This window comes from Streptomyces dangxiongensis, from assembly GCF_003675325.1.
In the GTDB taxonomy this organism is placed as follows: domain Bacteria; phylum Actinomycetota; class Actinomycetes; order Streptomycetales; family Streptomycetaceae; genus Streptomyces; species Streptomyces dangxiongensis.
Genome location: NZ_CP033073.1, coordinates 7,589,624 through 7,613,312 on the forward strand (window position 1 = coordinate 7,589,624; position 23,689 = coordinate 7,613,312).

At 72.3% G+C, this 23,689-nt stretch carries 22 protein-coding genes; 7 read left to right on the plus strand and 15 right to left on the minus strand.

The window, feature by feature from the left end; all coding sequences use genetic code 11:
* Positions 1-16: 16 nt before the first annotated feature.
* The 4 genes from fdh to D9753_RS34205 form a co-directional block, all read right to left on the minus strand.
* A complete protein-coding gene (gene fdh, locus D9753_RS34185) occupies positions 17-3,277 on the minus strand; it encodes a formate dehydrogenase (RefSeq protein ID WP_205614333.1) in 3,261 nt (1,086 codons plus the stop codon).
* A 177-nt stretch (positions 3,278-3,454) separates the two neighbouring features.
* Positions 3,455-4,477, minus strand: coding sequence for an NrfD/PsrC family molybdoenzyme membrane anchor subunit (gene nrfD / locus D9753_RS34195; RefSeq protein WP_205614334.1), 1,023 nt, complete (start codon positions 4,475-4,477; stop codon positions 3,455-3,457).
* Positions 4,474-5,520: a 4Fe-4S dicluster domain-containing protein gene (locus D9753_RS34200; RefSeq protein WP_121790523.1), complete on the minus strand. Its 1,047-nt coding sequence runs from the start codon at positions 5,518-5,520 to the stop codon at positions 4,474-4,476. The genes nrfD and D9753_RS34200 overlap by 4 nt, the downstream gene beginning before the upstream one ends.
* A 210-nt stretch (positions 5,521-5,730) precedes the next feature.
* Positions 5,731-6,645 carry a helix-turn-helix transcriptional regulator gene (locus D9753_RS34205; protein WP_394346785.1) on the minus strand — a complete coding sequence of 305 codons (915 nt, stop codon included), beginning with the start codon at positions 6,643-6,645 and terminating at the stop codon, positions 5,731-5,733.
* Between the two features lie 168 nt (positions 6,646-6,813).
* Between D9753_RS34205 and D9753_RS34210 the strand changes: the two genes are divergently transcribed.
* From D9753_RS34210 to D9753_RS34220, 4 genes are all read left to right on the plus strand, one after another.
* Positions 6,814-7,455: an NAD(P)-dependent oxidoreductase gene (locus D9753_RS34210; RefSeq protein WP_121790524.1), complete on the plus strand. Its 642-nt coding sequence runs from the start codon at positions 6,814-6,816 to the stop codon at positions 7,453-7,455.
* Positions 7,456-7,647: 192 nt separating this feature from the next.
* Positions 7,648-7,884, plus strand: a complete 237-nt coding sequence (locus tag D9753_RS39125; RefSeq protein ID WP_338057996.1) for a Ku protein — start codon at positions 7,648-7,650, stop codon at positions 7,882-7,884.
* Positions 7,823-8,734 (plus strand): non-homologous end joining protein Ku, encoded by a 912-nt coding sequence (ku, locus tag D9753_RS34215; RefSeq protein WP_338057997.1) that lies wholly within the window; start codon positions 7,823-7,825, stop codon positions 8,732-8,734. The genes D9753_RS39125 and ku overlap by 62 nt, the downstream gene beginning before the upstream one ends.
* Before the next feature lie 515 nt (positions 8,735-9,249).
* Positions 9,250-9,558 carry a hypothetical protein gene (locus tag D9753_RS34220; RefSeq protein WP_121790525.1) on the plus strand — a complete coding sequence of 103 codons (309 nt, stop codon included), beginning with the start codon at positions 9,250-9,252 and terminating at the stop codon, positions 9,556-9,558.
* A gap of 97 nt (positions 9,559-9,655) precedes the next feature.
* Here the strand turns inward: D9753_RS34220 and D9753_RS34225 are convergent, their stop codons facing one another.
* Positions 9,656-9,859 (minus strand): cold-shock protein, encoded by a 204-nt coding sequence (locus D9753_RS34225; protein ID WP_121790526.1) that lies wholly within the window; start codon positions 9,857-9,859, stop codon positions 9,656-9,658.
* Between the two features lie 238 nt (positions 9,860-10,097).
* Here D9753_RS34225 and D9753_RS34230 point away from each other — a divergent pair, with 238 nt between their 5' ends.
* On the plus strand, positions 10,098-10,754 hold the full coding sequence (locus D9753_RS34230; RefSeq protein ID WP_240468362.1) for an alpha/beta fold hydrolase: 657 nt from the start codon (positions 10,098-10,100) through the stop codon (positions 10,752-10,754).
* Positions 10,755-10,856: 102 nt separating this feature from the next.
* Here D9753_RS34230 and D9753_RS34235 read toward each other — a convergent pair whose 3' ends face one another.
* From D9753_RS34235 to D9753_RS34260, 6 genes are all read right to left on the minus strand, one after another.
* Positions 10,857-11,726 carry a carbohydrate ABC transporter permease gene (locus D9753_RS34235; RefSeq protein WP_121790528.1) on the minus strand — a complete coding sequence of 290 codons (870 nt, stop codon included), beginning with the start codon at positions 11,724-11,726 and terminating at the stop codon, positions 10,857-10,859.
* Complete coding sequence (locus D9753_RS34240; RefSeq protein ID WP_121790529.1) at positions 11,723-12,691, minus strand: carbohydrate ABC transporter permease; 969 nt, start codon at positions 12,689-12,691, stop codon at positions 11,723-11,725. Before D9753_RS34240 ends, D9753_RS34235 begins: the two co-directional genes overlap by 4 nt.
* Positions 12,685-14,025 (minus strand): ABC transporter substrate-binding protein, encoded by a 1,341-nt coding sequence (locus D9753_RS34245; protein WP_121790530.1) that lies wholly within the window; start codon positions 14,023-14,025, stop codon positions 12,685-12,687. The genes D9753_RS34240 and D9753_RS34245 overlap by 7 nt, the downstream gene beginning before the upstream one ends.
* On the minus strand, positions 14,022-15,002 hold the full coding sequence (locus D9753_RS34250) for a GNAT family N-acetyltransferase (RefSeq protein ID WP_121790531.1): 981 nt from the start codon (positions 15,000-15,002) through the stop codon (positions 14,022-14,024). The genes D9753_RS34245 and D9753_RS34250 overlap by 4 nt, the downstream gene beginning before the upstream one ends.
* Positions 15,003-15,409: 407 nt before the next feature.
* Entirely contained in the window at positions 15,410-17,806 is a 2,397-nt protein-coding gene (locus tag D9753_RS34255) for a glycoside hydrolase family 65 protein (RefSeq protein ID WP_121790532.1), read from the minus strand.
* Complete coding sequence (locus tag D9753_RS34260) at positions 17,803-18,282, minus strand: HAD family hydrolase (protein WP_121790533.1); 480 nt, start codon at positions 18,280-18,282, stop codon at positions 17,803-17,805. The genes D9753_RS34255 and D9753_RS34260 overlap by 4 nt, the downstream gene beginning before the upstream one ends.
* A gap of 411 nt (positions 18,283-18,693) precedes the next feature.
* On the opposite strand from D9753_RS34260, the gene D9753_RS34265 reads away from it, so the two are divergent.
* A complete protein-coding gene (locus tag D9753_RS34265) occupies positions 18,694-20,367 on the plus strand; it encodes a purine-cytosine permease family protein (protein ID WP_121790534.1) in 1,674 nt (557 codons plus the stop codon).
* Positions 20,368-20,407: 40 nt separating this feature from the next.
* Here the strand turns inward: D9753_RS34265 and D9753_RS34270 are convergent, their stop codons facing one another.
* The 3 genes from D9753_RS34270 to D9753_RS34280 all read right to left on the minus strand — a co-directional run bounded on the left by D9753_RS34270 (position 20,408) and on the right by D9753_RS34280 (position 22,624).
* Positions 20,408-20,653, minus strand: coding sequence for a hypothetical protein (locus D9753_RS34270; RefSeq protein ID WP_121790535.1), 246 nt, complete (start codon positions 20,651-20,653; stop codon positions 20,408-20,410).
* A 13-nt stretch (positions 20,654-20,666) separates the two neighbouring features.
* Positions 20,667-21,359 (minus strand): TNT domain-containing protein, encoded by a 693-nt coding sequence (locus D9753_RS34275; protein ID WP_121790536.1) that lies wholly within the window; start codon positions 21,357-21,359, stop codon positions 20,667-20,669.
* An 893-nt stretch (positions 21,360-22,252) separates the two neighbouring features.
* A complete protein-coding gene (locus D9753_RS34280; protein WP_121790537.1) occupies positions 22,253-22,624 on the minus strand; it encodes a VOC family protein in 372 nt (123 codons plus the stop codon).
* Positions 22,625-22,713: 89 nt separating this feature from the next.
* Here D9753_RS34280 and D9753_RS34285 point away from each other — a divergent pair, with 89 nt between their 5' ends.
* Positions 22,714-23,010 (plus strand): ArsR/SmtB family transcription factor, encoded by a 297-nt coding sequence (locus tag D9753_RS34285; RefSeq protein ID WP_121790538.1) that lies wholly within the window; start codon positions 22,714-22,716, stop codon positions 23,008-23,010.
* A gap of 177 nt (positions 23,011-23,187) precedes the next feature.
* Here the strand turns inward: D9753_RS34285 and D9753_RS34290 are convergent, their stop codons facing one another.
* On the minus strand, positions 23,188-23,640 hold the full coding sequence (locus D9753_RS34290; RefSeq protein WP_394346786.1) for a phosphatase PAP2 family protein: 453 nt from the start codon (positions 23,638-23,640) through the stop codon (positions 23,188-23,190).
* Positions 23,641-23,689 lie beyond the last annotated feature (49 nt).

Consider the following 23,689-nt stretch of genomic DNA (forward strand, 5'->3'; position numbering starts at 1 on the left):
CGGGCGGTCGGTGCGCTCAGAGTTCCGTGCCGGTGTGCTCGTCGATGCCCGCGCGGGTCCGGTAGGCCCGCACCAGCTCGGGGGCGGCCGGTCCCCGTGGCCGGCGTCCCGCCCGGATGTCGACGGCGAACGCCTTGGTCTCCTGGATGTGGGTGTTGGGGTCGAGGGACATGTGCAGCAGTTCGTTGGCCGCGTCCCCCGTGCTGTAGCCGTTCGGCCCCCAGTGGTAGGGCAGTCCGACCTGGTGGAGACGGCGTCCGTGCACCGTGAGCGGCGGCATGCGGTCGGTCACCAGCACCCGCGCCTCGATGACCCCGCGCGCGCTCACGATCGTCGCCCAGCCGGTGTGCTCCAGGCCGCGTTCGGCGGCCAGTTCGGGCGACACCTCGCAGAAGAACTCGGGTTGCAGTTCCGCCAGGTAGGGCTGCCAGCGGGACATGCCGCCCGCGGTGTGGTGCTCGGTCAGCCGGTAGGTGGTGGCCACGTACGGGAACACCTCCGCGCCGGGCTCGGTGCCGCTGGGCTGGTAGCGGTTGTCGGGGTGCGGCGGCAGCAACTGCCGTACCGGGTTGCGCTGCCGGCCGTACAGCAGGTTCGGGTACGGCGAGTCCTGCGGTTCGTAGTGGGTGGGCAGCGGGCCGTCGGTGAGGCCCGACGGCACGTACAGCCACGCCTTGCCGTCCGCCTGCATGACGAACGCGTCGGTGCCCGACAGGGCGTCCGGGCCGGTCGCGTCCGGCGGCGGCCGGTGGTGGGGCGATCGGTCGGCCTTGAAGTCCGGGATGTCGTGTCCGGACCACAAGCCCTTCTCCTCGTCCCACCACACCAGTGCCTTGCGTTCGCTCCACGGCTTGCCGTCCGGGTCCGCCGAGGCGCGGTTGTACAGGATGCGGCGGTTGGCGGGCCAGGCCCAGCCCCACTCGTTGGCCACCCAGTCCTGTTCCCTGCCGGGTCTGCGGCGGGCCGCCTGGTTGACGCCGTCGGCGTAGACCCCGCAGTAGATCCAGCAGCCGCAGGAGGTCGAGCCGTCGTCCTTCAACTGCTCGTACGAGGCGAGCGGCTCGCCCTGCGCGTCGTGGCCGTTGATCTCGGCGAGGACGGCCTCCGCCGCCGGTTCGGCGATCTGGCCCCTGGTCGGGTAGTCCCAGGTCAGGTCGAGCACCGGCCGATCCATTTCGTCGGTGGACGCGGCGAGCTTCTCCCGGACGATCCGGCCCAGGTGGTAGGCGAACCACAGGTCGCTGCGGGCCTCGCCGGGCGGCTGGACCGCCTGGTGGTGCCACTGGAGCAGCCGCTGGGTGTTGGTGAAGGTACCGTCCTTCTCGGTGTGCGCGGCGGCCGGCAGGAAGAACACCTCGGTGCCGATGTCCTCGGTGCGCATCTCACCGGTCTCGATCTCCGGGCCGTCCTTCCACCAGGTGGCCGACTCGATCAGCGAGAAGTCCCGGACGACCAGCCAGTCCAGCTCGGCCATGCCGAGGCGTTGCATCTTGGCGTCGGCGGAGCCGACCGTGGGATTCTCGCCGATGAGGAAGTAGCCCTTGCAGATCCCGTCCAGCTGGGCCATCACCGTCTCGTAGGTGGAGTGCGAACCCGTGAGCCTCGGCAGGTAGTCGAAGCAGAACTCGTTCTCCTCGGTGGCCGCCGCTCCCCAGTACGCCTTGAGCAGGCTGACCAGGTAGGAACGCATGTTGCCCCAGTAGCCCTTGTGCGCCGCCTCGGCCGCCACGAAGCTGTCCAGGGTCTCCTGCCGGTGGGCGTGCCGCATGGGGATGTAGCCCGGCAGCAGGTTGAACAGTGTGGGGATGTCCGTCGAGCCCTGGATCGAGGCGTGCCCGCGCAGGGCGAGGATGCCGCCGCCGGGCCGGCCGATGTTGCCGAGCAGGCTCTGGAGCACGGAGGCGGCGCGGATGTACTGCACGCCGGTCGTGTGCTGCGTCCAGCCGACCGCGTAGGCGAACGCGGTGGTCCGCTCGCGCCCGGAGTTGTCCGTGACCAGTTCGCACACCTGGCGGAAGATGTCCTGCGGGACCCCGCAGATCCGCTCGACCATCTCCGGGGTGTACCGGGCGTAGTGCCGCTTGAGGACCTGGAACACGCAGCGCGGGTGCGTGAGCGTCTCGTCCCGCTCGGGCTCGCCCTCGGGGATCGCCGCGCCGCCGGAGCCGTGGGACTCGCCGCGTGCCGCGTCGGTCACCGTGCTGCCGCCGCCCGTGCGCTCCTCGTACTCCTGGTCACCCTTGCCGGAGGCGGCCCGGACCTCGGTGCCCGCGTACTGCCAGCTCTCGTTGTCGTAGCTCCGGGTGTCGGGGTCCAGTCCGGAGAAGACGCCGTCGAGGTCCTCGGTGTCGCGGAAGTCCTCGCTCACCACCATGGGGCCGTTGGTGTAGGCGACCACGTACTCGCGGAAGTCCTTGTCGTTGCGCAGGACGTAGTTGACGATCCCGCCGAGGAAGGCGATGTCCGTGCCCGCGCGCAGCGGCACGTGCAGGTCGGCCAGCGCGCTGGTGCGGGTGAACCGCGGGTCGACGTGGATCACCTTCGCGCCGCGCGCCTTGGCCTCCATCACCCACTGGAACCCGACCGGATGGCACTCGGCCATGTTCGAGCCCTGGATGACGATGCAGTCGGCGTGCTGGAGGTCCTGCTGGAAGGTGGTCGCGCCGCCGCGTCCGAACGAGGTTCCCAGACCGGGAACGGTGGAGGAGTGTCAAACGCGCGCCTGGTTCTCGATCTGGATCGCTCCCAGCGCGGTGAACAGCTTCTTGAGCAGGTAGTTCTCTTCGTTGTCGAGTGTCGCCCCGCCCAGGCTGGCGATGCCCAGGGTGCGCCGGGTACGGGTCTCGTCGACCTCCCACTGCCAGCCGGTCCGGCGCGCCTCGATCACCCGGTCGGCGATCATGTCCATCGCCGTGTCGAGGTCCAGGCGCTCCCAGCCGGTGCCGTGCGGGCGCCGGTACAGGACGTGGTGCTCGCGGGCGTCCCCGGTGGTCAGTTGCAGGCTGGCGGCGCCCTTGGGGCACAGCCGGCCGCGCGAGATGGGGGAGTCGGGGTCGCCCTCGATCTGCGTGACGCGCTCGTCCTCGACGTACACGTTCTGGGCGCAGCCGACCGCGCAGTACGGGCAGACGGACTTCACCACCCGGTCCGCGGAGGCGACCCGGGGGCGCAGCCGCTCGCTGGTGCCGCTCTTGGCGGCGGCACCCCGGCCCAGGGGGTCCGTCCCCGTGAGCTGGCGGTAGACCGGCCAGGAGTCGATCCAGGTGCGTACACCCATCACGCCCGCCCTTCCCGTCGTACTCGATGCGGCCGCGGTACCCGTCTCCGCGCCGTTCGGCCACCCTCCCTCCTGCTGCCGATTGTCCCGCGGGCGGGCGGGCACGGCATCCGGAGGCAGACCGCCGCCGTGCCGGGCGGCGCCCGGGGGATCCCCGTGGTCCGGCCCGCTCGGCGGTCAGGCGCCGGGGGACCGGCGGGCCGCCAGCCGTTCCCGCTGGGGCACGACCGTGTACCTGGGGTCCTCCGCCGAGGCCACCCCCGCGTGGAAGATCCCGAACCGCAGGGCCGCCGAACCGGCCAGCAGGGCCGCACCCGCCACAGCGGCGGCGACCCGGTTCCGCCCACCGGCGTACGCGCCCAGCGCGGTACCTCCGACAGTGAGGGCTTCCGCGGCGCGCAGCAGCGCGTGCGGCCTGCCCTGCTCCAGCGGCTCGGCCGCCAGCCCCGTCCGCCGCTTCATCAGTTGGAACGAGCCCAGTTCGAGAGCGGCGCCCAGAACGGCCAGACGGCGCGCCGGGCCGGTCTGCCCGGCCGGCACGCAGGCCAGCGCGAGCCCGGCCGCCGCGGTGGCGCCCGACCCGGCGAAGACGAACGGCATCTCGCGGTACCCCTCGTGCCACGACGGCACGGCGGTGTCGCAGATCAGCACGGCGGTGTACGTGGCGACGGCCGGTCCGAGCACGGCGGCGGACGCGGTGGCGGCGGCACCCACCAGCCGGTACCGGCCGGCGACGTCGGTCGCGGCGGCGGCCAGGGTCAGCGGCGCGTAACCCACCAGCAGCCATGAGCCCACGCTCATGGGGGAGGTCGGCTTGAACACGCGGAGCATGTTGACGAAACGGGCGGGCCGGCCCAGGTCGTGCACCAGCGCGACCAGGGAGAGGGAGATCGCGCCCGCCGCCCCGATCTTCGCCGTCCGGGCCAGTGCCGGCCGACCGGTGACGTGCGCCCCGGCGCCCAGCAGCGACGACGCGCCGGCGAGGCCCCCGAGGTAGAGGTAGCCCGCGATGTCGAGGGCTTTCCAGGTCGGCTTGTTCAGGATCGGCTTGCCGTAGTACGAGGAGAACTCGGCGTCGGGCACCATCGCCCGCTCGCCGCGCCCGCGGCGCCGCCGGCGTCCGGTATGCGCGCCGGTGAGGGCGTCCCGTCCGGGGCGTGCGCCCTCCACGCCGTCCCGGGGGACGTCGGAACCGGTCATCGCGGCCTCCTGACGAAGCCGGCGGCGGCCAGCGCGGCGAGCGAGACGGCAGCCGCCGCCGCGTGCCGCCACATGGCGGGCAGGTCACGGGTGGTGACGACCGGGTCGGGCGGCAGGCCGTAGACCTCCGGCTCGTCCAGCAGCAGGAAGAACGCCCCGTCGCCGCCGACGCCGTCCTGCGGGTCCTCGCCGTACAGCCGGGCGTCCGTGACACCGGCCGCGCGCAGCCGGGCGACCCGGGCGGCGGCCCGGTCCCGCAGCTCGTCCAGCGGGCCGAACTGGATGGATTCGGTCGGACAGGACTTCGCGCAGGCCGGCTCCATACCCACACCGAGACGGTCGTAGCACAGGGTGCACTTCCACACCCGCCCGTCGTCCCGGCGCTGGTCGATGACACCGTACGGGCAGGCGGGCACGCAGTACCCGCAGCCGTTGCAGATGTCCTCCTGGACGACGACCGTGCCGTACTCGGTGCGGAACAGCGAGCCGGTGGGGCACACGTCGAGGCAGGCCGCGTGCGTGCAGTGCTTGCACACGTCGGAGGCCATGAGCCAGCGCAGTTCGGTGCGGCCGTCGGGGGACACCGGGGAGATCTCCCCGGCCGGGGCGCCCGCGGGTGCCGCACCCGGTGGGGGAGCGGTGGCTCCCGGGCCCGGCGAGCCCGGGCCGGTGCCCAGCGCGGACGCGGCGGAGAACACGTCGACGTCCTCGTGCCCGACCCCGGGCTCCTGCCCGCCGAACGGCTTGCGCTGCTCGATGAAGGCCACGTGCCGCCAGGTGTCGGCGCCGAGGCCCTGCGTGTTGTCGTACGACATGCCGGTCAGTTCCAGGCCGTCCTCCGGCACGGCGTTCCACTCCTTGCACGCCACCTCGCACGCCTTGCAGCCGATGCACACCGAGGTGTCGGTGAAGAACCCCATGCGGGGCGGGGCGTCGGCGTATCCGGCCGCCCGTGCCACGTCGGGCTGCGGACCGGAGAGCAGGTTGTGCCGCGGGACTGCCCCGTCCTCCCGGGCCGCCCGTGCGGCGGTGTCGTCGGTCATGCCCCGGCCTCCTCGCTGCCCCGTCGCTCTCCTCCGCCGTCCCCGGTACGGCCCGCGCGACCTCGGTACGGAGGCGCTGCCGCCTCTTGCGGACCCCGCCGCACCTCCCGCCCCTCCAGCAGACGCCGCCGTCCGGCCGCCTGCAACCCCGGGCCACCGGAGGCGTCCGGGGGGCCGCCCCCGGCCGGACGGCATCCGACGAGGCGCTCGTCAGCCGCCGGTGGGTGGAAGGCCGCGGATGGTGGTGCGGAAGCTGATGGGGCTCTGTCCGGTCCGCTCCTGGAAGTACTTGCTGAAGTTGGTGGCGCTGGAGAACCCGAGCTGCCGGGAGATCTGTACGGCGCTCTGGTCGCCGTGGGCCAAGAGACGTTTGGCCTCCAGTACGAGGCGCCGGTCGATGAACTCCTTCGCGCCGACCTCCGTGGCGGCCAGGGACGCGCGGGTCAGCGTCCGCGCCGAGTAACCGAGGCGTCGGGCGTAGTCCTCCACCCGTCGGGTGCGGAAGAAGTCCTCCTCCACCGCGTCACGGAAGCGCAGGAACGTCTCATCGGGCTCGGCCCGCGGGCTGCCGGCCGGCGGGCCGAGGTGGGAGAGGCGCAGGACGAGGACCGCGAGCAGATGCCGCAGCGCGGCGGTGTGCACGCTGAGAGGCAGGCGTCCGAAGGCGTCGAACTCCTCACGCAGATGGGCGCGGGCCATCTCCAGCCGGAGGCCCTCCCGCTCGTCGGGCTCCAGGCCGACCGCCGCGTACGGATCGTCCAGGCGGGCGGCGGCGGCCGTGGCCGCGTCGAGGAACGAGGCCTCGAACAGCACGGCCGTGCCCTCGGTCGCGTCCATGGTGTGCCACTGCTGGACCTGGCCGGGGCGTACCCACAGCCAGGTGCCCGGCCGCATCACATAGCCGGTGAAGTCGACCGAGTGCCGCAGTACGCCACGCGTGGGGGCGAGCAGATGGTGGAAGGAGGGCCGCTGCGGCCCGGTCAGGCTCCGCGCGGGCAGCCGCGACCGGAGCAGTGCGAAGGACATGACCTCCACCCCGGAGGGCACCCCCGCGGGGGCGGTGAAGGGAACCTCGCGAATCGTTCTTCCGGTTCCGCTCCCATGCTGTCCGTTTTTGACCATCATCAGTCGTCACCGTACCCGGCTCCATGTCTTCCCGGCTCATAGCTTGGACGTGGGCCCGAGCGCGGGCGGTGACCCGGTCCCGAAACGTGTCCGGATCGTGTCCGCGACGGTGCCCGCCCGCCCGGCCGACCCACGAAGGCGGCCGTGATTCCCGACGAGGAGTTCCCCATGAACATCGTTGTTCTCGGTGCCACCGGCATGATCGGACGCCGCATCGCCGCCGAGGCCGTGCACCGCGGCCACCACGTGGTGGCCGCCTCCCGCTCCGGCGAGGCGCCGCTGGACCATGCCCTGCTGACCGGCGCGGCCGTGGACGCGAGTGCTCCGGAGCAGGTGGCGGATGCGGTGAGGGGCGCGGACGTGGTGGTGTCCGCGCTGGTGCCGCCGAGGGACGGCAGTGACCCCCGCAAGCCGTTCGCGGCGCTGAACGAGGCCCTCCTGGAGGGGGCGCGCAGGGGCGGTGTGCGACGGGTGGCCGTCGTCGGCGGTGCCGGCTCGCTGCTCACGGACGGCGGCGCGCGCCTCATGGACGCTCCCGGCTTCCCCGCGGAGTACAAGGGCGAGGCCCTCGCGCATGCCGACCTCCTCGACGCCCTGGCCGAGGTCACCGACCTGGAGTGGACTGCCGTCTCTCCCGCGGCCCTGATCGCGCCCGGCGAGCGCACGGGCGTCTTCCGGACCGGCGGCGACCTGCTGATCACCGACGCCGAGGGCAACAGCGCCATCAGCGCCGAGGACTACGCCATCGCGTTCGTCGACGAACTCGAACGCGGCGCGCACCCCCGCGCCCGGATGTCCGTCGCCTACTGAAACGGCCGGGGCACGACGCCGTACGCGCACCGCGCTTCCGCCGGTGCGCGGCGCCACCGTCCGCGACGCGGCGCCGCCGTTCGGGTGGCTGCCGGGGCGGTCCGGCGCGCGGGGGAGCGGCGGCGGTGCGAGCGTGGAGGCACAGAGGGCGGATCCAGCCGCGGCGCTGGGCGGACGGGACGGAGCACGGGGATGGCGCGGGCGATCTGGACAGGCGTGATCACGTTCGGGCTCGTCAGCGTGCCCGTGGGTCTGTACACCGCCACCCAGGACCACACCGTCCACTTCCACCAGTTGCAGCGCGGCACGACCGACCGGATCCGCAGCCGGCGGGTGAACGAGCGAACCGGCGACGAGGTCGGCACCGGTGACATCGTCAAGGGGTACGAGGTCGCAGAGGGCGAGTACGTCGTCGTCGAGCCCGGGTGAACTGGACGAGATCGCGCCGGGCCGCTCCAGGACCATCGACATCACCGACTTCGTCGAGCTGGACCGCATCGAGCCGGTCTTCTTCGACCGCACCTACTACATCGCCCCGCGCGGCAAGGAGTACTCGAAGGTCTACGAGCTGCTGCGCGCGGCCCTGGCCGAGAGGGACAAGGTGGGCATCGCCACCTTCGTCATGCGCAACAAGCAGTACCTGACCGCCCTGCGGGCGGAGGACGACGTGCTGGTCCTGCAAACGCTGCACTGGGCGGACGAAGTCCGCGATCCGGGCGAGGAACTGCCCGAACTGCCCTCGGCCTCGGAGAAGACCGGGCGCGGCAAGGAGCTGGACATGGCGCTCGAGCTGGTCGATGCCCTCAGCACCGACTGGGAGCCGGGCCGCTACCGCGACACCTACCAGGAGAAGGTGCGCGAGCTGGTCAAGGCCAAGGCCGAGGGGCAGGAGATCGTCACGGCGGAGGGGCCTCCGGAGGCGACCAACGTCATCGACCTCATGAAGGTCCTCGAGAGCAGCCTGCGGAGCGCCCGCTCGGTCGAGGAGGTCGAGGAGAAGGAGAAGTCCGCTCCGCGCAAGGGCGCCCGCACCTCCGCGCCAGGCAGGACGACGGCGAAGACGCCCTCGCGGAAGGCTCCGCCCAGGAGGGCCGGCGCGGCATCGGCGCGGGCCCGCGGACGCGGCGGCGGCAAGAGCGAGTTGCAGCGGCTGAGCAAGGCGGAGCTGTACCAGCGGGCGACCGAACAGGACGTTGCCGGCCGGTCCAGGATGAGCCGCGAGGAACTCATCGACGCCCTCGCCCCCGGCGGGCGCCGCCGCAAGAAGAGCGCGGCCTGAGCCTCGTGCCCGGCCTGCCCGGTCCCTACCGGCGCCGGTTCAGGCCGGCTGAGGCTCGCGCCCGGTCCGCCCGCTCCCTACCGCTGCCGGTTCAGAAGCCGGCCCGAGCACCACGCCCGGCCCGCCGCCTGTTGGCACGTCACGCCGTCGCCCGGAGCCGGCGCGACCTGGCCGACGACTGCCCGAACGACCGTCCTCGCGCCCAGGCGGGCGACCGTCGCACGAGTGGCCCCGGCCGCCCGCGCGAGGCGCATGCCGTGGACTCCAGCACCGACCGGGACCCCGGCTCGCAGGGCGACAACCGGACGCCGTCCGAGTGACGGCCGGGCGACCGACGGCCGGGACCGGGCAGCAACCCGCCCGGTCCCCACGCCGACCGCCGGACGGCCGGCCGCCTGGACAGGGGCCGGCCCCCTGGCGAGCCGACCACCCTCTGACCCGGCCTCCCGGACCCGTGCCGTCGGTGATCACGGCACACAGGTGTCACCCGGAGCTGTGGGGAAACCCGGCCTCGCATGACAGCACATGAGGGACGGGAGCCTTCCCGGTCCGACCGGCAGACCGTCGACCGGTTGCTGCCGGTCTGGCTGGAGGAGATGGAACGCCATGATCCGGCTGCCGCCCACCGGGTCCGCGAGGACTGGAAGGGCGGTTCGCTGACCGAGGACACCGCGCAGGACCTGGCCACGTGGGTGACCGCGCGGATCACCGACACCGGTTTCAACGACGACGAGGGCCCGGAGGTCGACGGGCCGGCCCGCATCACACCGGCGGACAAGGAGAGCGTGCACAGGTGGCTGGCGGCCCAGGGGCACCACGTCTGAAGCCGGCGTCGCGTACGCGCGTGGTCGATCCACCCGCTGACACGACGAAGCGGCTGCCCGTACCGGCAGCCGCCTCGTACCCGTGCGCTACGCCCGGTCAGCCGCGGACGATGTTCTGAGCCTGCGGACCCTTCTGCCCCTGCCCGATGTCGAAGGTGACGTGTTCGCCTTCGGTGAGCTCGCGGTAGCCGCTGCCCTGGATCTCGGAGTAGTGCGCGAAGACGTCCGGGCCTCCTCCGTCCTGGGAGATGAAGCCGAAGCCCTTCTCTGCGTTGAACCACTTCACGGTACCGCTGGCCATCGATCGATCCTTCGTTCAAACCCGGGAGCAGCCCTCCGGTCGGGCGCGCTCCGGCTCCCGACGACGGGAGCCACAGTGGATCTACCCCGAACCTGCCGCGTTATCCGTCCGACCACACATCGGATGATGTTCCCGCCGCACAGGCGTTCCGCTGCCGGCCGAAACCGTCGTGCCGCCGCAGGAGCCGGGGCAGCATCGTCACATGGGTCAGACCTTCGTTCTCGTACACAGTCCGTCCGTGGGCCCCTCGACCTGGCACCCGGTGGCCGCACACCTGGCGGCGGCCGGACACCGGGTACGCGTGCCGTCCCTGCTGCACATCGCCGACGGCACTGCGCCGTTCTGGCCGCGTGTGGTCGAGGCCGTTCGTGACGATCTCCGGCAGATCGCGCCCGGCAGCCCGGTCACCTTGGTGGCGCACAGCAACGCGGGCCTGTTCGTCCCGGCGATCCGCGCGGGCCTCGACCTCCCGGTGGCCCACTCGGTCTTCGTGGATGCCGCGCTGCCCGCCCCGTCCGGACAGACCCCTGTCGCCTCGCCCGAGTTCCTGGAGTTCCTCCGCCCGTTGGCGGTCAGGGGCAGGCTGCCGCGGTGGACGGACTGGTGGGACGAGGCGGACGTGGCACCCATGTTCGCCGATCCGGTGGTGCGGCAGAAAGTGATCGAGGAGCAGCCCACCCTGCCGCTGTCCTACTACGAGCAGCACATCCCGGTTCCGGCCGGCTGGGACGACCACCCCTGCTCCTACCTGCTGTTCGGCCCTCCGTACGACGACGTCTGCGCCGAGGCGGGCGGACGCGGCTGGCGTGTGGCACATCTGCCCGGCGCCCATCTCCATCAGACCGTCGATCCCGCCGGGACGGCCCGGCACCTCGTCGCACTCGCCACCGCCTGATGCGCCACCCGCCGTCGGTGCCCCGGGCGGCCGCACCCGGCCGTCCATGGCGCTCGTCCCTGAGCGGCAGGCCGGGCCGGCGAAGCCCGGCGCGGGCGCTCGTCACTTCAGGCCGCTGAGTATGACGCCGCGGATGTAGTACTTCTGGAGCAGCAGGAAGAGGACCAGCACCGGCAGGATGCTCAGGACGAGACCGGCCATGACGACGGGCATCGTGCGGGCCGGGTCGACGTGGTCCTGAAGGAGCTGGATGCCGACGGGCAGGGTCATCACGTCCGGGTCGGCGGTCGAGACGAGCAGCGCCCAGATGTACTCGTTCCACGCGTCGACGAAGGTCAGCAGCCCGAGGGTCACCAGGACCGGCTTGGTCTGCGGCACCACGATCCGCCACCACACGGCGAACTCGCCGGCCCCGTCGATGCGCGCGGCCTCCAGGACCTCGTCCGGGATCGAGATCACGAACTGACGCGTCAGGAAGATACCGAAGCCGTTGACGAGGAACGGCACGGTGAGCGCGACGATGCTGACGGTCAGGCCCGCGCCACCGCGTCCGGCCAGGTCGTTGCCGCCCGCCAGCGGCCAGTGCACCAGGATCAGGAAGTGCGGGATGAAGAAGAGGAACGGCGGGAACATCATCGTCGACAGCACCAGCCGGAAGACGAAGTCCCGCCCGGGGAAGCGCAGTTTGGCCAGCGCGTAGCCGGCGAGCGACGACGTGAGCAGCACCGATCCGGTGATCAGGGCAGTGGCTGCGACGCTGTTGCGGAAGAGCGCCGGCATGTCGAGCTGGTCCACCGCCGCCCGGTAGTTGGACAGGTCGAACGCCTCGGGCAGGAACCGGTACGGCAGTGTGCCGGACTCGCCGGGCCCCTTGAAGGAGGTCATCACCATGTCGAGGAACGGCACGACCGTCAGCACGGCGCCGGCCACCACCACCAGGTACGACAGCCACGGGAAGCGGCGTCGGATCATGCGTCCTCCCCCTTGCGCCGGAAGAGCCACAACTGGGCCAGGGTGACCATGAGGACCACCACGAACAGGACGAAGGCGGCGGCACTCGCCGTACCCCAGTCGCCGTACGAGAAGGCCTGCCGGTACATCTCCAGCGCGGCCACGTTCGTCGCGTCACCCGGTCCGCCCTTGGTCATCACGATGATCAGCGCGAACGACTGGAGACCGGTGAGGAACTGGGTGATGCACACGAACAGCAGGGACGGCCGCAGCAACGGCAGGGTGATCCGCCAGAAGACGGTGCCCGGCCCGGCGCCGTCGAGCGCGGCGGCCTCGTAGTACGACTCGGGAACGGACTTCAGCCCGGCGGTCAGCACGAGGATCGCCGTGCCGGCCGACGCCCAGGCCTGTACGACCACGACCGAGGGCAGCGCGGTGTCCGGATCCTGGAGGAACGCCACCGAGCCGAGCCCGCAGGCGTTGAGGACGCCGTTGACCAGCCCGCCGGGCTCGTACATGTACTTCCACACGTTGCCCACGGCGACGACCGTCGTGACGATCGGCAGGAAGTACAGGGTGCGCCACAGCCCCTGGAACCGCAGTTTGTCGATGCAGGTCGCGACGAGCACCGAACCGGCGAGCGCGAGGACCACCGTCCCCAGGGCGAACAGCAGCGTGTTGGTGAGGATCGGCACCAGGAACGTCGAACCGTCCGCGAAGAGGCCGGCGAAGTTGTCCAGGCCCACCGGGTCGATGTCGCCGAGGTCGAACCCGGCCCAGCGGGACGTCGACAGCAGCAGCGCGAAACCCAGGGGCAGGACCAGGAAGGCGGCGAAGAACAGCAGTGCCGGCGCCAGGAAGAGATAGGCGACGGCGGCCTGGCGGCGGCGCAGGCGCCGGGTCCGGCCACGGCCGCCGTCGGCGGGTCCGGCGGTCCGCGGGCCGGCCGTCCGCTCGGTCGTCTCCGGCGCCAGGGCGTTCACCACGAGCGCGCCACCTCCTGGTCGACCTGACGGCGGATCGCGCGCAGTGCCTCGTCGGTCGACCGCTGACCGGTCCACAGCGCCTCGATGTTCTTGCGCAGCAGCGACTTGGCCTGCTGCGCCCCCGGCATGTTCGGCTCCGGCACCGCGTAGGCGAGCGCGTCCCGGAACGGGCGCAGGTTCGGATCGCCGCCCTCGCCCAGGAGCGTCCGCATATCGTCGGCGCGGCCGGTGAGGGAGCCGACGGACACCTGGAGCAGGCTCATCCGGGTCGCTGTCGCGTCCTTCCCGGCGCTGGTCACCCGAACCTTCCCGGTGTTGAGCCAGTGCAGGAACTCCCAGGCCTCGCGCGGATGTTCACTGGCCGCGTTGACGCCCAGCAGGAAGCCGGTGGAGAGCGTGGCACGCGCGTCGTGCGCCCGGCGGAGGGGAAGCGGTGCGACACCGACATCGCGGTAGTCCCCGCCCATCAGGGTCTTGAGATCCGCGGACCACCAGCCGGCGCTGACCACCATGGCCACCTGTCCGGACGGGAACGCCTTGTAGACGTTGACGCCGGGTGCGCTCGCGCCGGTGGCGACCAGCCGGTGCTCCAGATCGAACACGGCCCGGCCGGCCGGCGAGTCGATGGCGGTGCTCCTGCCGTCGGCGGAGACGAACGTCCCGCCGGCGGCGTTGAGCAGGGCGAGGGTCTGGCCGACCGTGGTCGAGTCGTCGATGACCGACAGCCCGAAGCCCTGCACCAGCGTGTTGCCGTACCGGTCGCGCCTGGTGGTGCGGTGGGCAGCCTCCTCCAGCTCCCGCCAGGTGCGCGGCGGCCCGTCGACACCCGCCTCGCGCAGCAGCCGCTTGTTGTAGTAGAGGGCGTACGTCTGCACCTCGGTGGGGTAGCCGTAGACCTTGCCCCCGACCGACGCGGCACCGACCGCGGCGGCGCCGTAGCCGCGCGCGATCTCCCCGGCGTGCCCGGGCGGCGCGGGCCGCAGGACGCCGGCCCGGACGAGCTGGCCGGTCCACAGGCAGTACGGGTGGACGATGTCGGCACCCTGGCCGGCGGCCTGGCGGACCATCAGCGTGGTCAGCAGATCGCTGAACTCCACGGCCTCCGTCCGCACCTTGACCCGGTCGTGGGTGGCGTTCCACTCGTCGACCGGGCCTTGCAGAGCGTCCCTGAGCGCCCCGCTCGCGTAGTGGGAGAGCAGGGTGAGCACGATCGGGTCCCCGGGCCGGCCGGTACCCCGGTGGGGCGCGGCGCATCCGCAGGCCAGCAGCGCCGAGGGCAGCGCGAGCGTGAAGCGGCGCCGGGTCGGGCAGCCCGTGCGGTGCGCCGGCCTCACCGGGCGGCCTCCCTGCGCAGCACCCGGAACACCCGGGTCGTGGTGAATCCGGTCCCGCGGTACAGGTGGCCGGCCGGGGACCGCTCGCCGGTCCACAGGAACCACGCGCCGTGCGCACCGCGCGCCCGCATCCGCTCCAGCACCAGATGAAGCAGCACCTTGCCGATCCCGGTGCCGCGCATCTCCTCCAGCACACCGAACGGGCCGAACCGCTCCTCCACCGACTCGTACGCGCCGTGCATCGCCCAGCCGGCCATGCGGCCCGAAGGGTCCCGGACGGCCACGATCCGGTCCAGCGGCGTGCCCGCGGCCAGGCACTCCCGGATCGCGCGTGCCCAGTCCGGGCTGAAGTGGTTCCCGGCGAGCGCGACCAGGTCCACCAGGTCGTCGTCGCGCGGGGTGGCGAACCGGTATCCGCGCGCCGTCAGCTCGTCCAGGCGGTCCGCGACATCCCGCGGGAAGCGGTAGCCGAGCAGGCTGCGGTCCATCGCCGCCGCCTCGTAGAGCGTGCGAAAGCCCAGGGACTCAAGGAGCCCGGCCGCTTCCGGATACGTGTCGGCGTCCAGGCCGGGGAGGAGGTAGTTCGGGGTGTACGAGGAGAAGTCCACCCGGGTGCGGCCGTGGCCGTGCAGCCAGTCGAGGGCGTCGGTCAGCAGCCGGCGGCCGAGACCGCGCCCGCGGGCGGCCGGGGCCACGAAGAAGAACGGGATCCAGCCCTGCTCCGGTTCCAGGTCGGTACCGGTCATCGGCGTCAGACGGCGCACCGCGTAGGCGGCGCCGACGACACGGTCACCGTCGACGGCGACCCGGAGCCCCTGCGGATCGAAGTTGGCGTCGAGCAGCACCAGGGAGCGGAAGCGGTCGGGGCTGACGGGATCGGCCGGCGCGCTCCGACGCCACGCCTCGATCACCTTCGGGCCGTCGCCCGCCCGGAAGCCACGGATCCCGGCCCGGGATCCCGGCGTGCGATCAGTCATCGACGGGGCCGTCCTTCCCTCCGCGGGTCACCGCCGGCACCGGACACCGCCCGCGTCGACGGCCTTCCGCGACCGGTCGGACCCCCGCAGCAGGTCGCTGCGGTGACGACGGCGGGCGCCCGCCGCACCGCCGTCCGGGGCGTCGGGCGAGGTCGTCCGGGTACGGCCGCCATGGCGTGGTGAGCATCGCCACGGCGGTACGCACAGGAGCGAACGCCTCGCGGCCGGTGGTGCGGAGCCGGACCCCGCGCAGTGGGCGTCCGGCGTGTTCGGTGCAGGTCGGTACGTACGGCGGATCACGTCCGTGCTCATCCTCTGGCCCCGTCTGCCGGTGACATCTCGAAGGAGTGGGCCGCGCAGCGGGAGACGACGGGCGTCCCGCCGCGCGCGTGCCCTTCTTCGCCGTCCTACTCCAGCGTCCCCGCCAGGGACTCCTCCCCGGCGGACAGGCCCATCGGGCGGCGTCCCGCGGGCTGCTGGGGTTCGGGCCGCGCGGGCACCGGAGGCATCCGGCAATCCACCGGCCCGTCGGCGGACAAGGTCACCGGCTCCCCGTGGTGCAGCACGACCAGCGGCTCCCCTTCCACCAGCCGGTAACGCGTGTGCGACCGGCCGATGTCGACCTTCAGCCTGCGACCGCGTACCAGCACGGTGAACGCCACCCGGGACAGCGCCTCCGGCAAGCGCGGCGCGAACGCCAGCCGGCCCGGCTTCCCGTCCTCGCCGGCGTACCGGCGCATGCCCCCGAAACCCCCGACCAGGGTGATCCACGTCCCGGCGAGCGAGGCGATGTGCAATCCGTCGCGGGTGTTGTGCTCCAGATCGTCCAGGTCCATCAGCGCGGCCTCGCCCAGATAGGCGTAGGCCAGCCGCAGATGCCCGGTCTCGGCGGCGAGCACCGCCTGACAGCTCGCCGACAGAGAGGAGTCGCGGACGGTGAGCGCCTCGTAGTAGGCGAAGTCGCGTGCCTTCTCCTCGTCGGTGAAGGCGTCCGGGCACTCCATCATGGCCAGCACCAGGTCGGCCTGCTTCACCACCTGCTTGCGGTACAGGTCGAAGTAGGGGTAGTGCAGCAGCAGGGGATAGGTGTCGGGCGGGGTCGCCTCGAAGTTCCAGCGCTGCAAGGTGGTGAAACCGGCCGACTGTTCGTGCACGCCGAGGGACTCGTTGTACGGCACCGCCATGCGGGCGGCGGCGTCCCGCCACATCGCGGACTCCTCCTCGTCGACCCCGAGTTCCGCGGCCCGGTCAGGATGGCGCACGGCCGCTTCCGCCGCGTCGATCAGGTTCCGCCGGGCCATCAGGTTGGTGTAGAGGTTGTCCCGGGCGAAGGCGCTGTACTCGTCCGGGCCGGTGACCCCGTCGAGGTGGAAGACACCCTCCGCGTCGTGGTGACCGAGGGAGTGCCACAGCCGGGCGGTGTGCACGAGGAGATCGAGCCCCTCGGCACGTTCGAAGTCCTCGTCCCCGGTCACCGCCACGTACCGTACGACCGCCATGGCGATGTCGGCGTTGACATGGAAGGCGGCCGTCCCGGCGGGCCAGTAGGCGGAGCACTCGGCGCCGTCGATGGTCCGCCAGGGGAACGTCGCTCCGGCCAGCCCCAGTTGACGCGCGCGTTCCAGCGCCGCCGGCAACGTCCGGTGCCGCCATCTCAGCGCCGACGATACGGCCTCCGGCGCGGTGAACGTCAGCACCGGCAGCACGTAGGACTCGGTGTCCCAGAAGGAGTGCCCGTCGTACCCGGTTCCGGTGAGCCCCTTCGCGGGGATCGCCCGGTTCTCGCCACGGGCCGCCGCCTGGAGCACATGGAAGAGCGCGAACCGCACCGCCTGCTGGATCTCCGCGTCACCCTCCACCTCGACGTCCGCACCGGCCCAGAAGCGGTCCAGGTACGCCCGTTGCTCGGCGACCAGCCCGTCCCAGCCGGTGCTGACCGCGGCCGCCACCGCCGCGTCCACCTGATCGTGCACGGCGGGCAGCGAACGCTCCCCGGACCAGCCGTAGGCCACGAACTTGACCAGCCGCAGCGGCCGGCCGGGCACCAGGTCGGCGGTCACCGTCAGACGGCTGACGTCGGGCTCGCTCTGCGCCGTCCACCGCGTACTCTCCGGCCCCTCCACCAGGTGGTCGGCCGCCGCCGCCACCCGCAGCGCGCTGTGCGTGGTGCGGTGCACGAGCCGCAGCCGGGTCTCCTGCGCGAAGTACTCCTCCGCGACCAACGGCGACTCGGTCGCCGCGGCGACGCGGGGGTCGTCCGAGAAGCGGGGTAGCTGTTCGTTGGCGACCAGCTCCGACTGAACGGCCACCGAGGCCGCCCCGTCGGTCGGCTCCACCTCGTACACGATCGCGGCGACCGCTCGCTGTGTGAAGGACACGAGCCGGCGTGAGGAGATCCGGACCGTGCGGCCGCCGGGTGACGTCCACTGCGCCTCACGGCTGAGCACACCGGAGCGGAAGTCCAGGACACGCTCGTGCGACACCAGCCGGCCGTACCGCAGATCGCACGGGTGGTCGTCCACGAGCAGTCGGATGATCTTGCCGTCGGTGACGTTGATCATCGTCTGGCCGGACTCGGGATAGCCGTAGCCCGCTTCCGCGTACGGCAGGGGATGCCGCTCGTAGACGCCGTTGAGGTACGCGCCGGGCAGGCCGTGCGGCTCCCCCTCGTCGAGGTTCCCGCGCCACCCCATGTGCCCGTTGGACAGGGCGAACACCGACTCGCTCTGCGCGAGCAGGTCGAGACTCAGCTCGGTCTCGCGCAGGCACCACGGCTCGACCGTGAAGCTCGGATGAGTGATCACCGTGACTCCAGGAGTTCGGCCAGGTCACGGACCGCCACATCAGCGCCGCGCGCCCGCAACCGCTCCGCCCGACCCACCCGGTCGACCCCCACGACCACACCGGACCGGCCCGCCGGGCCCGCCTCGACGCCGGCCGGGGCGTCCGCGGACACGGCGGCCCGGTCCGGCTCCGCCCCCGGACCGCGGGCCGCCTCCAGGCAGGTGTCCGGACCGGGTACGCCCCGCAGACGACGCTCGTGCGCCACCACTGGGTCGAAGGTGCGCACCCCGTCCGCGCGCGGACGCCCGTCCACGTACTCGTCGTGGTCGTCGACCGCGTCGAAGGGCACGAACGCGGTCCCCTCACGGGTCGCGCGCTCGCGGAGACGGCCGTCGAACCTCTCCTTCGAGGCGGCCGCGTGTACTTTCGCGGTCCGGGTGAGCACCCCGTCGAGGTCGAACAGGCAGGCACGGACGTGCGCAGGAAGCCCCAGCATGCCCAGGAGGCTAGAAGGCGGCGCGCCCACGGCGACGGCAGGACACCACCCGGCACGCCGGAAGGCACCCGCCCGGTCCAGTCCCGGAGCACCGGCCCATCCCGCCTCTGCGGGCCCGAGCACCCCGGCGCCCGCCGGCCTCCCCGAACCCCCGACCCGGTCCACCGCCCCCGGACGTCCGGTCCGCGGCCTCGCCTTCGGCACCCGGGCCGCGGAAACGCCCCGTTCACCCCGGCGGGCACGGTCGGTAACACCCCCTGTCTAGCGTGACCGGCCGTGGGACCACAGCCGCTGACCCAGCCGTGCACCACCCATGGCGGTGAGCCGGCTCTCCCGCTCCCGCCGATGACGCCGGCGGCGGCTCCTCCCACACCCGGCACCCGCACCAGCAGCATGATCGGGAGGCGCGACATGAGCACCACCGAATCACGGCCGACAGCGACGGACGCGACGCGGCCCACCGACGACCAGGCGGCCAGGGAGACGCTGGAGGACTACACCCTCCGTTTCGCTCCGCGCAGTTACCGCCGCTGGACCCCCATGGTCGTGGCGACGACCGCGCTCGGCGGCATCGCCTACATGGCCGACTTCTCCATCGGAGCCGGCATCGGCCTGGCGCACGGCACCGGAAACGCCCTCGTGGCCATAGGCGTGGCCGCCGTGGTCATCTTCGTCACCGGCTTGCCCCTCGCCTGCTACGGCGCCCGCTACAACATCGACCTCGACCTCATCACCCGCGGCTCCGGCTTCGGCTACTACGGCTCGGTCCTGACCAGCGTCATCTTCGCCAGCTTCACCTTCATCTTCTTCGCCCTCGAAGGCTCGATCATGGCCCAGGGCCTCAAGCTCGGCCTCGGACTGCCGCTGTGGCTCGGCTACCTGGTCTCCACGCTGATGGTCGTCCCGCTGGTCGTCCACGGCATGAAAGCGCTCAGCAAGCTCCAGGTGTGGACGACCCCGGTCTGGCTGCTGCTGATGGTCGGCCCACTGGTCCACCTGATCGCCGCGGACCCCGGCACCGTGGACCGGTTCCTCGCCTACGCCGGCACGGACGGCCACGGCGGCGTCGACACCGCATCCGTCCTGCTCGGCGCCGGCGTGTGCCTGTCCCTCATCGCGCAGATCGGCGAGCAGATCGACTATCTGCGCTTCATGCCGCCCAAGACCGAGGCGAACAAGCGCACATGGTGGACCGCCGTGGTCATGGCCGGTCCCGGCTGGGTGGTGCTCGGCGCTCTCAAGCAGGCCATCGGCGTCTTCCTCGCCGTCTACATCCTCACGAAGGTCGGTCCGGCCGCCGCGCCCGAGCCGATCCAGCAGTTCCGCGGCGCCTTCGACGCGATGATGCCCTCCTGGATGGTCCTCCCGCTGGCCGTGGCCCTGGTGGTCATCAGTCAGATCAAGATCAACGTGACGAACGCGTACTCGGGGTCACTGGCCTGGACGAACTCCTTCACGCGTGTCACCAGGCACTACCCCGGCCGCATGGTCTTCGTCCTGGTCAACCTGGGCTTCGCGCTCGCCCTGATGGAGGCCGACATGTTCAGCTTCCTCAACGACATCCTGGGCTTCTACTCCAACTGCGCGATCGCCTGGGTCGTCACCGTGGCGACGGACATCGGCGTCAACAAGTACCTGCTGAAACTCTCCCCGCTCCAGCCGGAGTTCCGCAGGGGCATGCTCTACGCCGTCAACCCGGTCGGCGTCGTCGCGTTCGTCGCCGCCTCCGGCCTGTCGATCGCCATGTACTTCCACCTGCTGGGCGACACGCTCCAGCCGTACTCTCCCGTCGCCGCGGCGGTGCTCGCCTTCGTCCTCACCCCCTTCATGGCCATGGTCACCAGGGGCCGCTACTACCTCCGCCGCACCGACGACGGCATCACCGAGCCCCTGCTGGACGCGGACGGCAACCCGAGCGCCGTCACCCTGGACTGCCACGTCTGTCACCAGCCGTACGAACGCCCGGACCTGGCCGCCTGCGCCACCCACGGGGCGTTCGTCTGCTCGCTGTGCCTGAGTACGGACAAGCTGGGCGACCACGTACTGCCGGGCGCGGCCGGCTCCCTCGCCCAGGTGAGCCGTTGAGGCGATGAGGCGATGCGCCGACGTTCGGTGTGTCCGGTGCTCAGTTCCCGGTCAGCAGACGCAGCAGGTGGGTGCAGGCGTCCTCTTCGTGGGTGTGCAGGCTGATCGTCTCCCAGGCACCGCGCTCGCAGGCCCCGACGTCCCACCGGTCCGGTTCGGTGGGGGAGCGGCGCAGGAAGAGGAAGTCGGTGGGCAGGGGGATGGGTTCGTGGACGTCCTCGAGGAAGTAGTGACCGTCCTGCACGCCGAGGGCGCGCAGGACGGAGTCCAGGGTGTCGCGGTTCACCGGCCGGGGGCGCTCAGGCCGCGGCGGGGGCGAGATAGCCGTGGTCCAGCAGCCACCTGACGTTCAGGCGCTGGCCGTCGCCGGGGTTGAGCAGGGCGGGGTCGAGCTTGATCTGCCGGCCACCGCCGGGCTGTGCGAACCAGGGGGCGATGCGGCCCTGCCAGACGGGGAAGGGCTGTTCGACGAGGTAACGGTGGTAGTCGCAGGGGTACTTCGGGTCGCGGGTGTTGAGGTTCTGCGGAGGCAGCGCCCGCTCGGCGTACCGGTCGCCGGCGGGAGCGAGGTAGGAGCCGTACTCGGAGCCGAAGCGGTCCAGGTCCTCCCCGCGCTCCAGGACCTCGATGTGCTTGTCGACATGGCCGTTGGTCTCGGCGAATCCGTCGTTGGGCGGGTACTTCCATCCGGCCGGCCCCTGCGGGTCCTCGTCCTTCCAGTACCTGGCCAGGAACGCCGTCGCGGAGAGGCCGCCGGTGCGCCGGTAGTTCCTCAGCAGCGGTCCGACCGGGGCCTCCCAGGAGCGGGGCAGGTGCTTCGGTCCCAGCCGGGCGTCGTCCTGGTACTCGCCGGTGCAGGGGGCCGGGCGCGCATCCGCCGGCGCCGTGCGGCGGTCCTGGTCGGGTGCGGCCGTAGCCGCGGCGGCCGGGGTGAGCGAGGCGGTCAGTGCCAGCGCCAGGGCGGACAGCGCGGCGCGCGTACGGTGGGTCACGTGTCGTACTCCGGAGGTCGTCGGGGAGCGGCCCCCGGCCCGCGCTCACGCCGCAGGACGTGGGCGGCCGTCCCGCGCGAGCAGGACCGGTGAAGGCGCGGGGCCGGGCCGGTACGCCGGGGTGGCAGGCCCCGGTCTCGCTACCACGATGAGGACGGCCCGCCCCGGCCGAGGGGCGAATCACCGATCGGGGGATCCGCGGGACAGACGTTCCCGGCCGGGCGGTGTCACACCGGTCGCCTCAGGGGCGGGGGGGAACCGGCACACGGCTGGCGCGTGCCGGCAGGTGTAGGCGCTGACACAGGGGACGCGGCGACGGCCCGGCGGCGTCCGCGACCGTAGGGTGCCTACGCTCCGCGAGCGGGGAACTCGGGGACCTCCTCACCCGTGCCACCCTCGCCAGTGCCTCCGTGTAGCGCGGACGGAGTTCCGTCAGAGGGTCATCGGGCGGGCGCAGCCCTGGTCCTGGGCACCATGGCGGTGCAACTCCGGGCGACCGCCGGGATGGAGGCGCACGGTGGTCGTCGCCCGCCGGGATGGAGGCGCACGGTGGTCGTCGCCCGCCGGCCCTCACCGGCCGCCGCCGTGTGCGGCCGGTCCGATTCCGGTGGCCCGAGGTGACGGTGCGGGCCCGGCGGGCGGTGACGACATGGGTCAGCGGCGCGGGTCGGGCAGCCCGCCGCCGACCGCCGCACGACATCCCCCGACGACCACACCCGTCCGTCCGGGGCATTCCTCGACGCCACGCGACCGAACCGACGACTGCACCATCCAGGCCGCCACCCGCGGTCGTCAGCGGAACCCGCCCGGATCGCTCGAACGTGGCAGCAAATCGCTCGGGACAGTCCAGGACGGGATTGTCTGATGTGTGCGATCCGGACCGGCTGGCCGGCTCACGCGAGCGTGGAGCGTGCGGTGGCGTGGAACTCCACGTACTCGATGGTCGCGCCTCCGGGATGCCGCACGGTCAGATTGCGGCCGGTGGGGACCTCGTTGGGTCCGTCGAGGATCTCTCCGCCGTGTTGCTCGGCGATCCGCAGGATGTGGTCGATGGATTCGACGATCGTGGTGGCATGGGTGCCGCGGTAGGGGGCGAGGGCCTCGTCCGAACCCGCGAGAAGCAGGTAGCCGCCGACGCTCGCGAGATCCAGGTCGCGGTAGGTGAACCGGAGCCGTGGCTGCTCCCCGGTGAGCTGGACGAAGGTCGGCAGTGCCGCGTCCAGGTCGTCGACATAGACGCGGGCGAAGGTGGCGAGCACCGTCACGGCCGTCTCCTAGATCATTCCGTGTTTCCCGAAATATCGAAGTGATCTGCATACTACGGGTAGCAGCCGCAGGAAGACGAGGAGAGCCGGTGGGACGGTCCGAACATGCCGATCTGGAGCTGGCGGTAGTGCTCCATGCCCTGGGCGATCCGGTCCGGCTGGCGCTGGTGCGCCGGATGGCCGAAGCCGGCGAGAGCGCGTGCAGCCCGGACGGCATGGAGGTGCCCAGGTCGACGTTGTCCAATCACTGGCGCATCCTGCGCGAGGCCGGGATCACCCGGACGCGCCGGGTGGGAAAGGCCCGGCTGATGACCCTGTGCCGGGCCGGCCTCGACGCCCGCTTCCCAGGACTCCTCGCCGCGGTGCTGGGCGAGGACGGGCGCTGAGGTCCATGACTGCCGGCGCCGGGGCGCGAGGGGCGCCACCGGCTCAGCGGACCCAGGGTCGGCTCAGCGGACCCAGCGTGGAAGGAAGGGCCCGGCCGGGCGCCCGTGCACCGGCCGGTGGCGGTCCAGGTGCCGCCTGACGGTTCCCCGTAGTGGCACAGCCCTCCCGCCCCCCTCTCACCGCCGGACGCGCACCGCCAACGGCGGAAAGCGCCGGATCAGCCATGCGCTGGCGAGTCCGATGACGGCACCGGCGGCCACGTCGCTGGGGTAGTGGGCGCCTGACTGCACGCGCTCGACGGCGACCATGGCGGCCGGCACCGCACACACGGCCCCCGCCTGCGGCCACGACGGGGCGAGCGCCGCGGTGAAGGCCACCGCCGCCGCGGTGTGCCCGGACGGGAACGACGACGAATCCGGCCGGTCCTCGACCTCGTCGTGAGGGATCCACTCCTTCGGCGGCCGGGGACGGTCGGCCAGCCGCTTGCACACACCGTTGGACACGAGCTGCGCGAAGGCGAGAGCCGCCAGTCCCGCCACCGCGGCCTCTCGGCCACGCCGTCCGCCGGTCCAGGCCATCACCACGGCCGCACCGCACCACAACTTGGAACTCTCCGCGGCCTCCTCCACCGCTGAGAGCGTCCGGTGGACGCAGGGTTGCTGCCAGGCGGCCACCCTC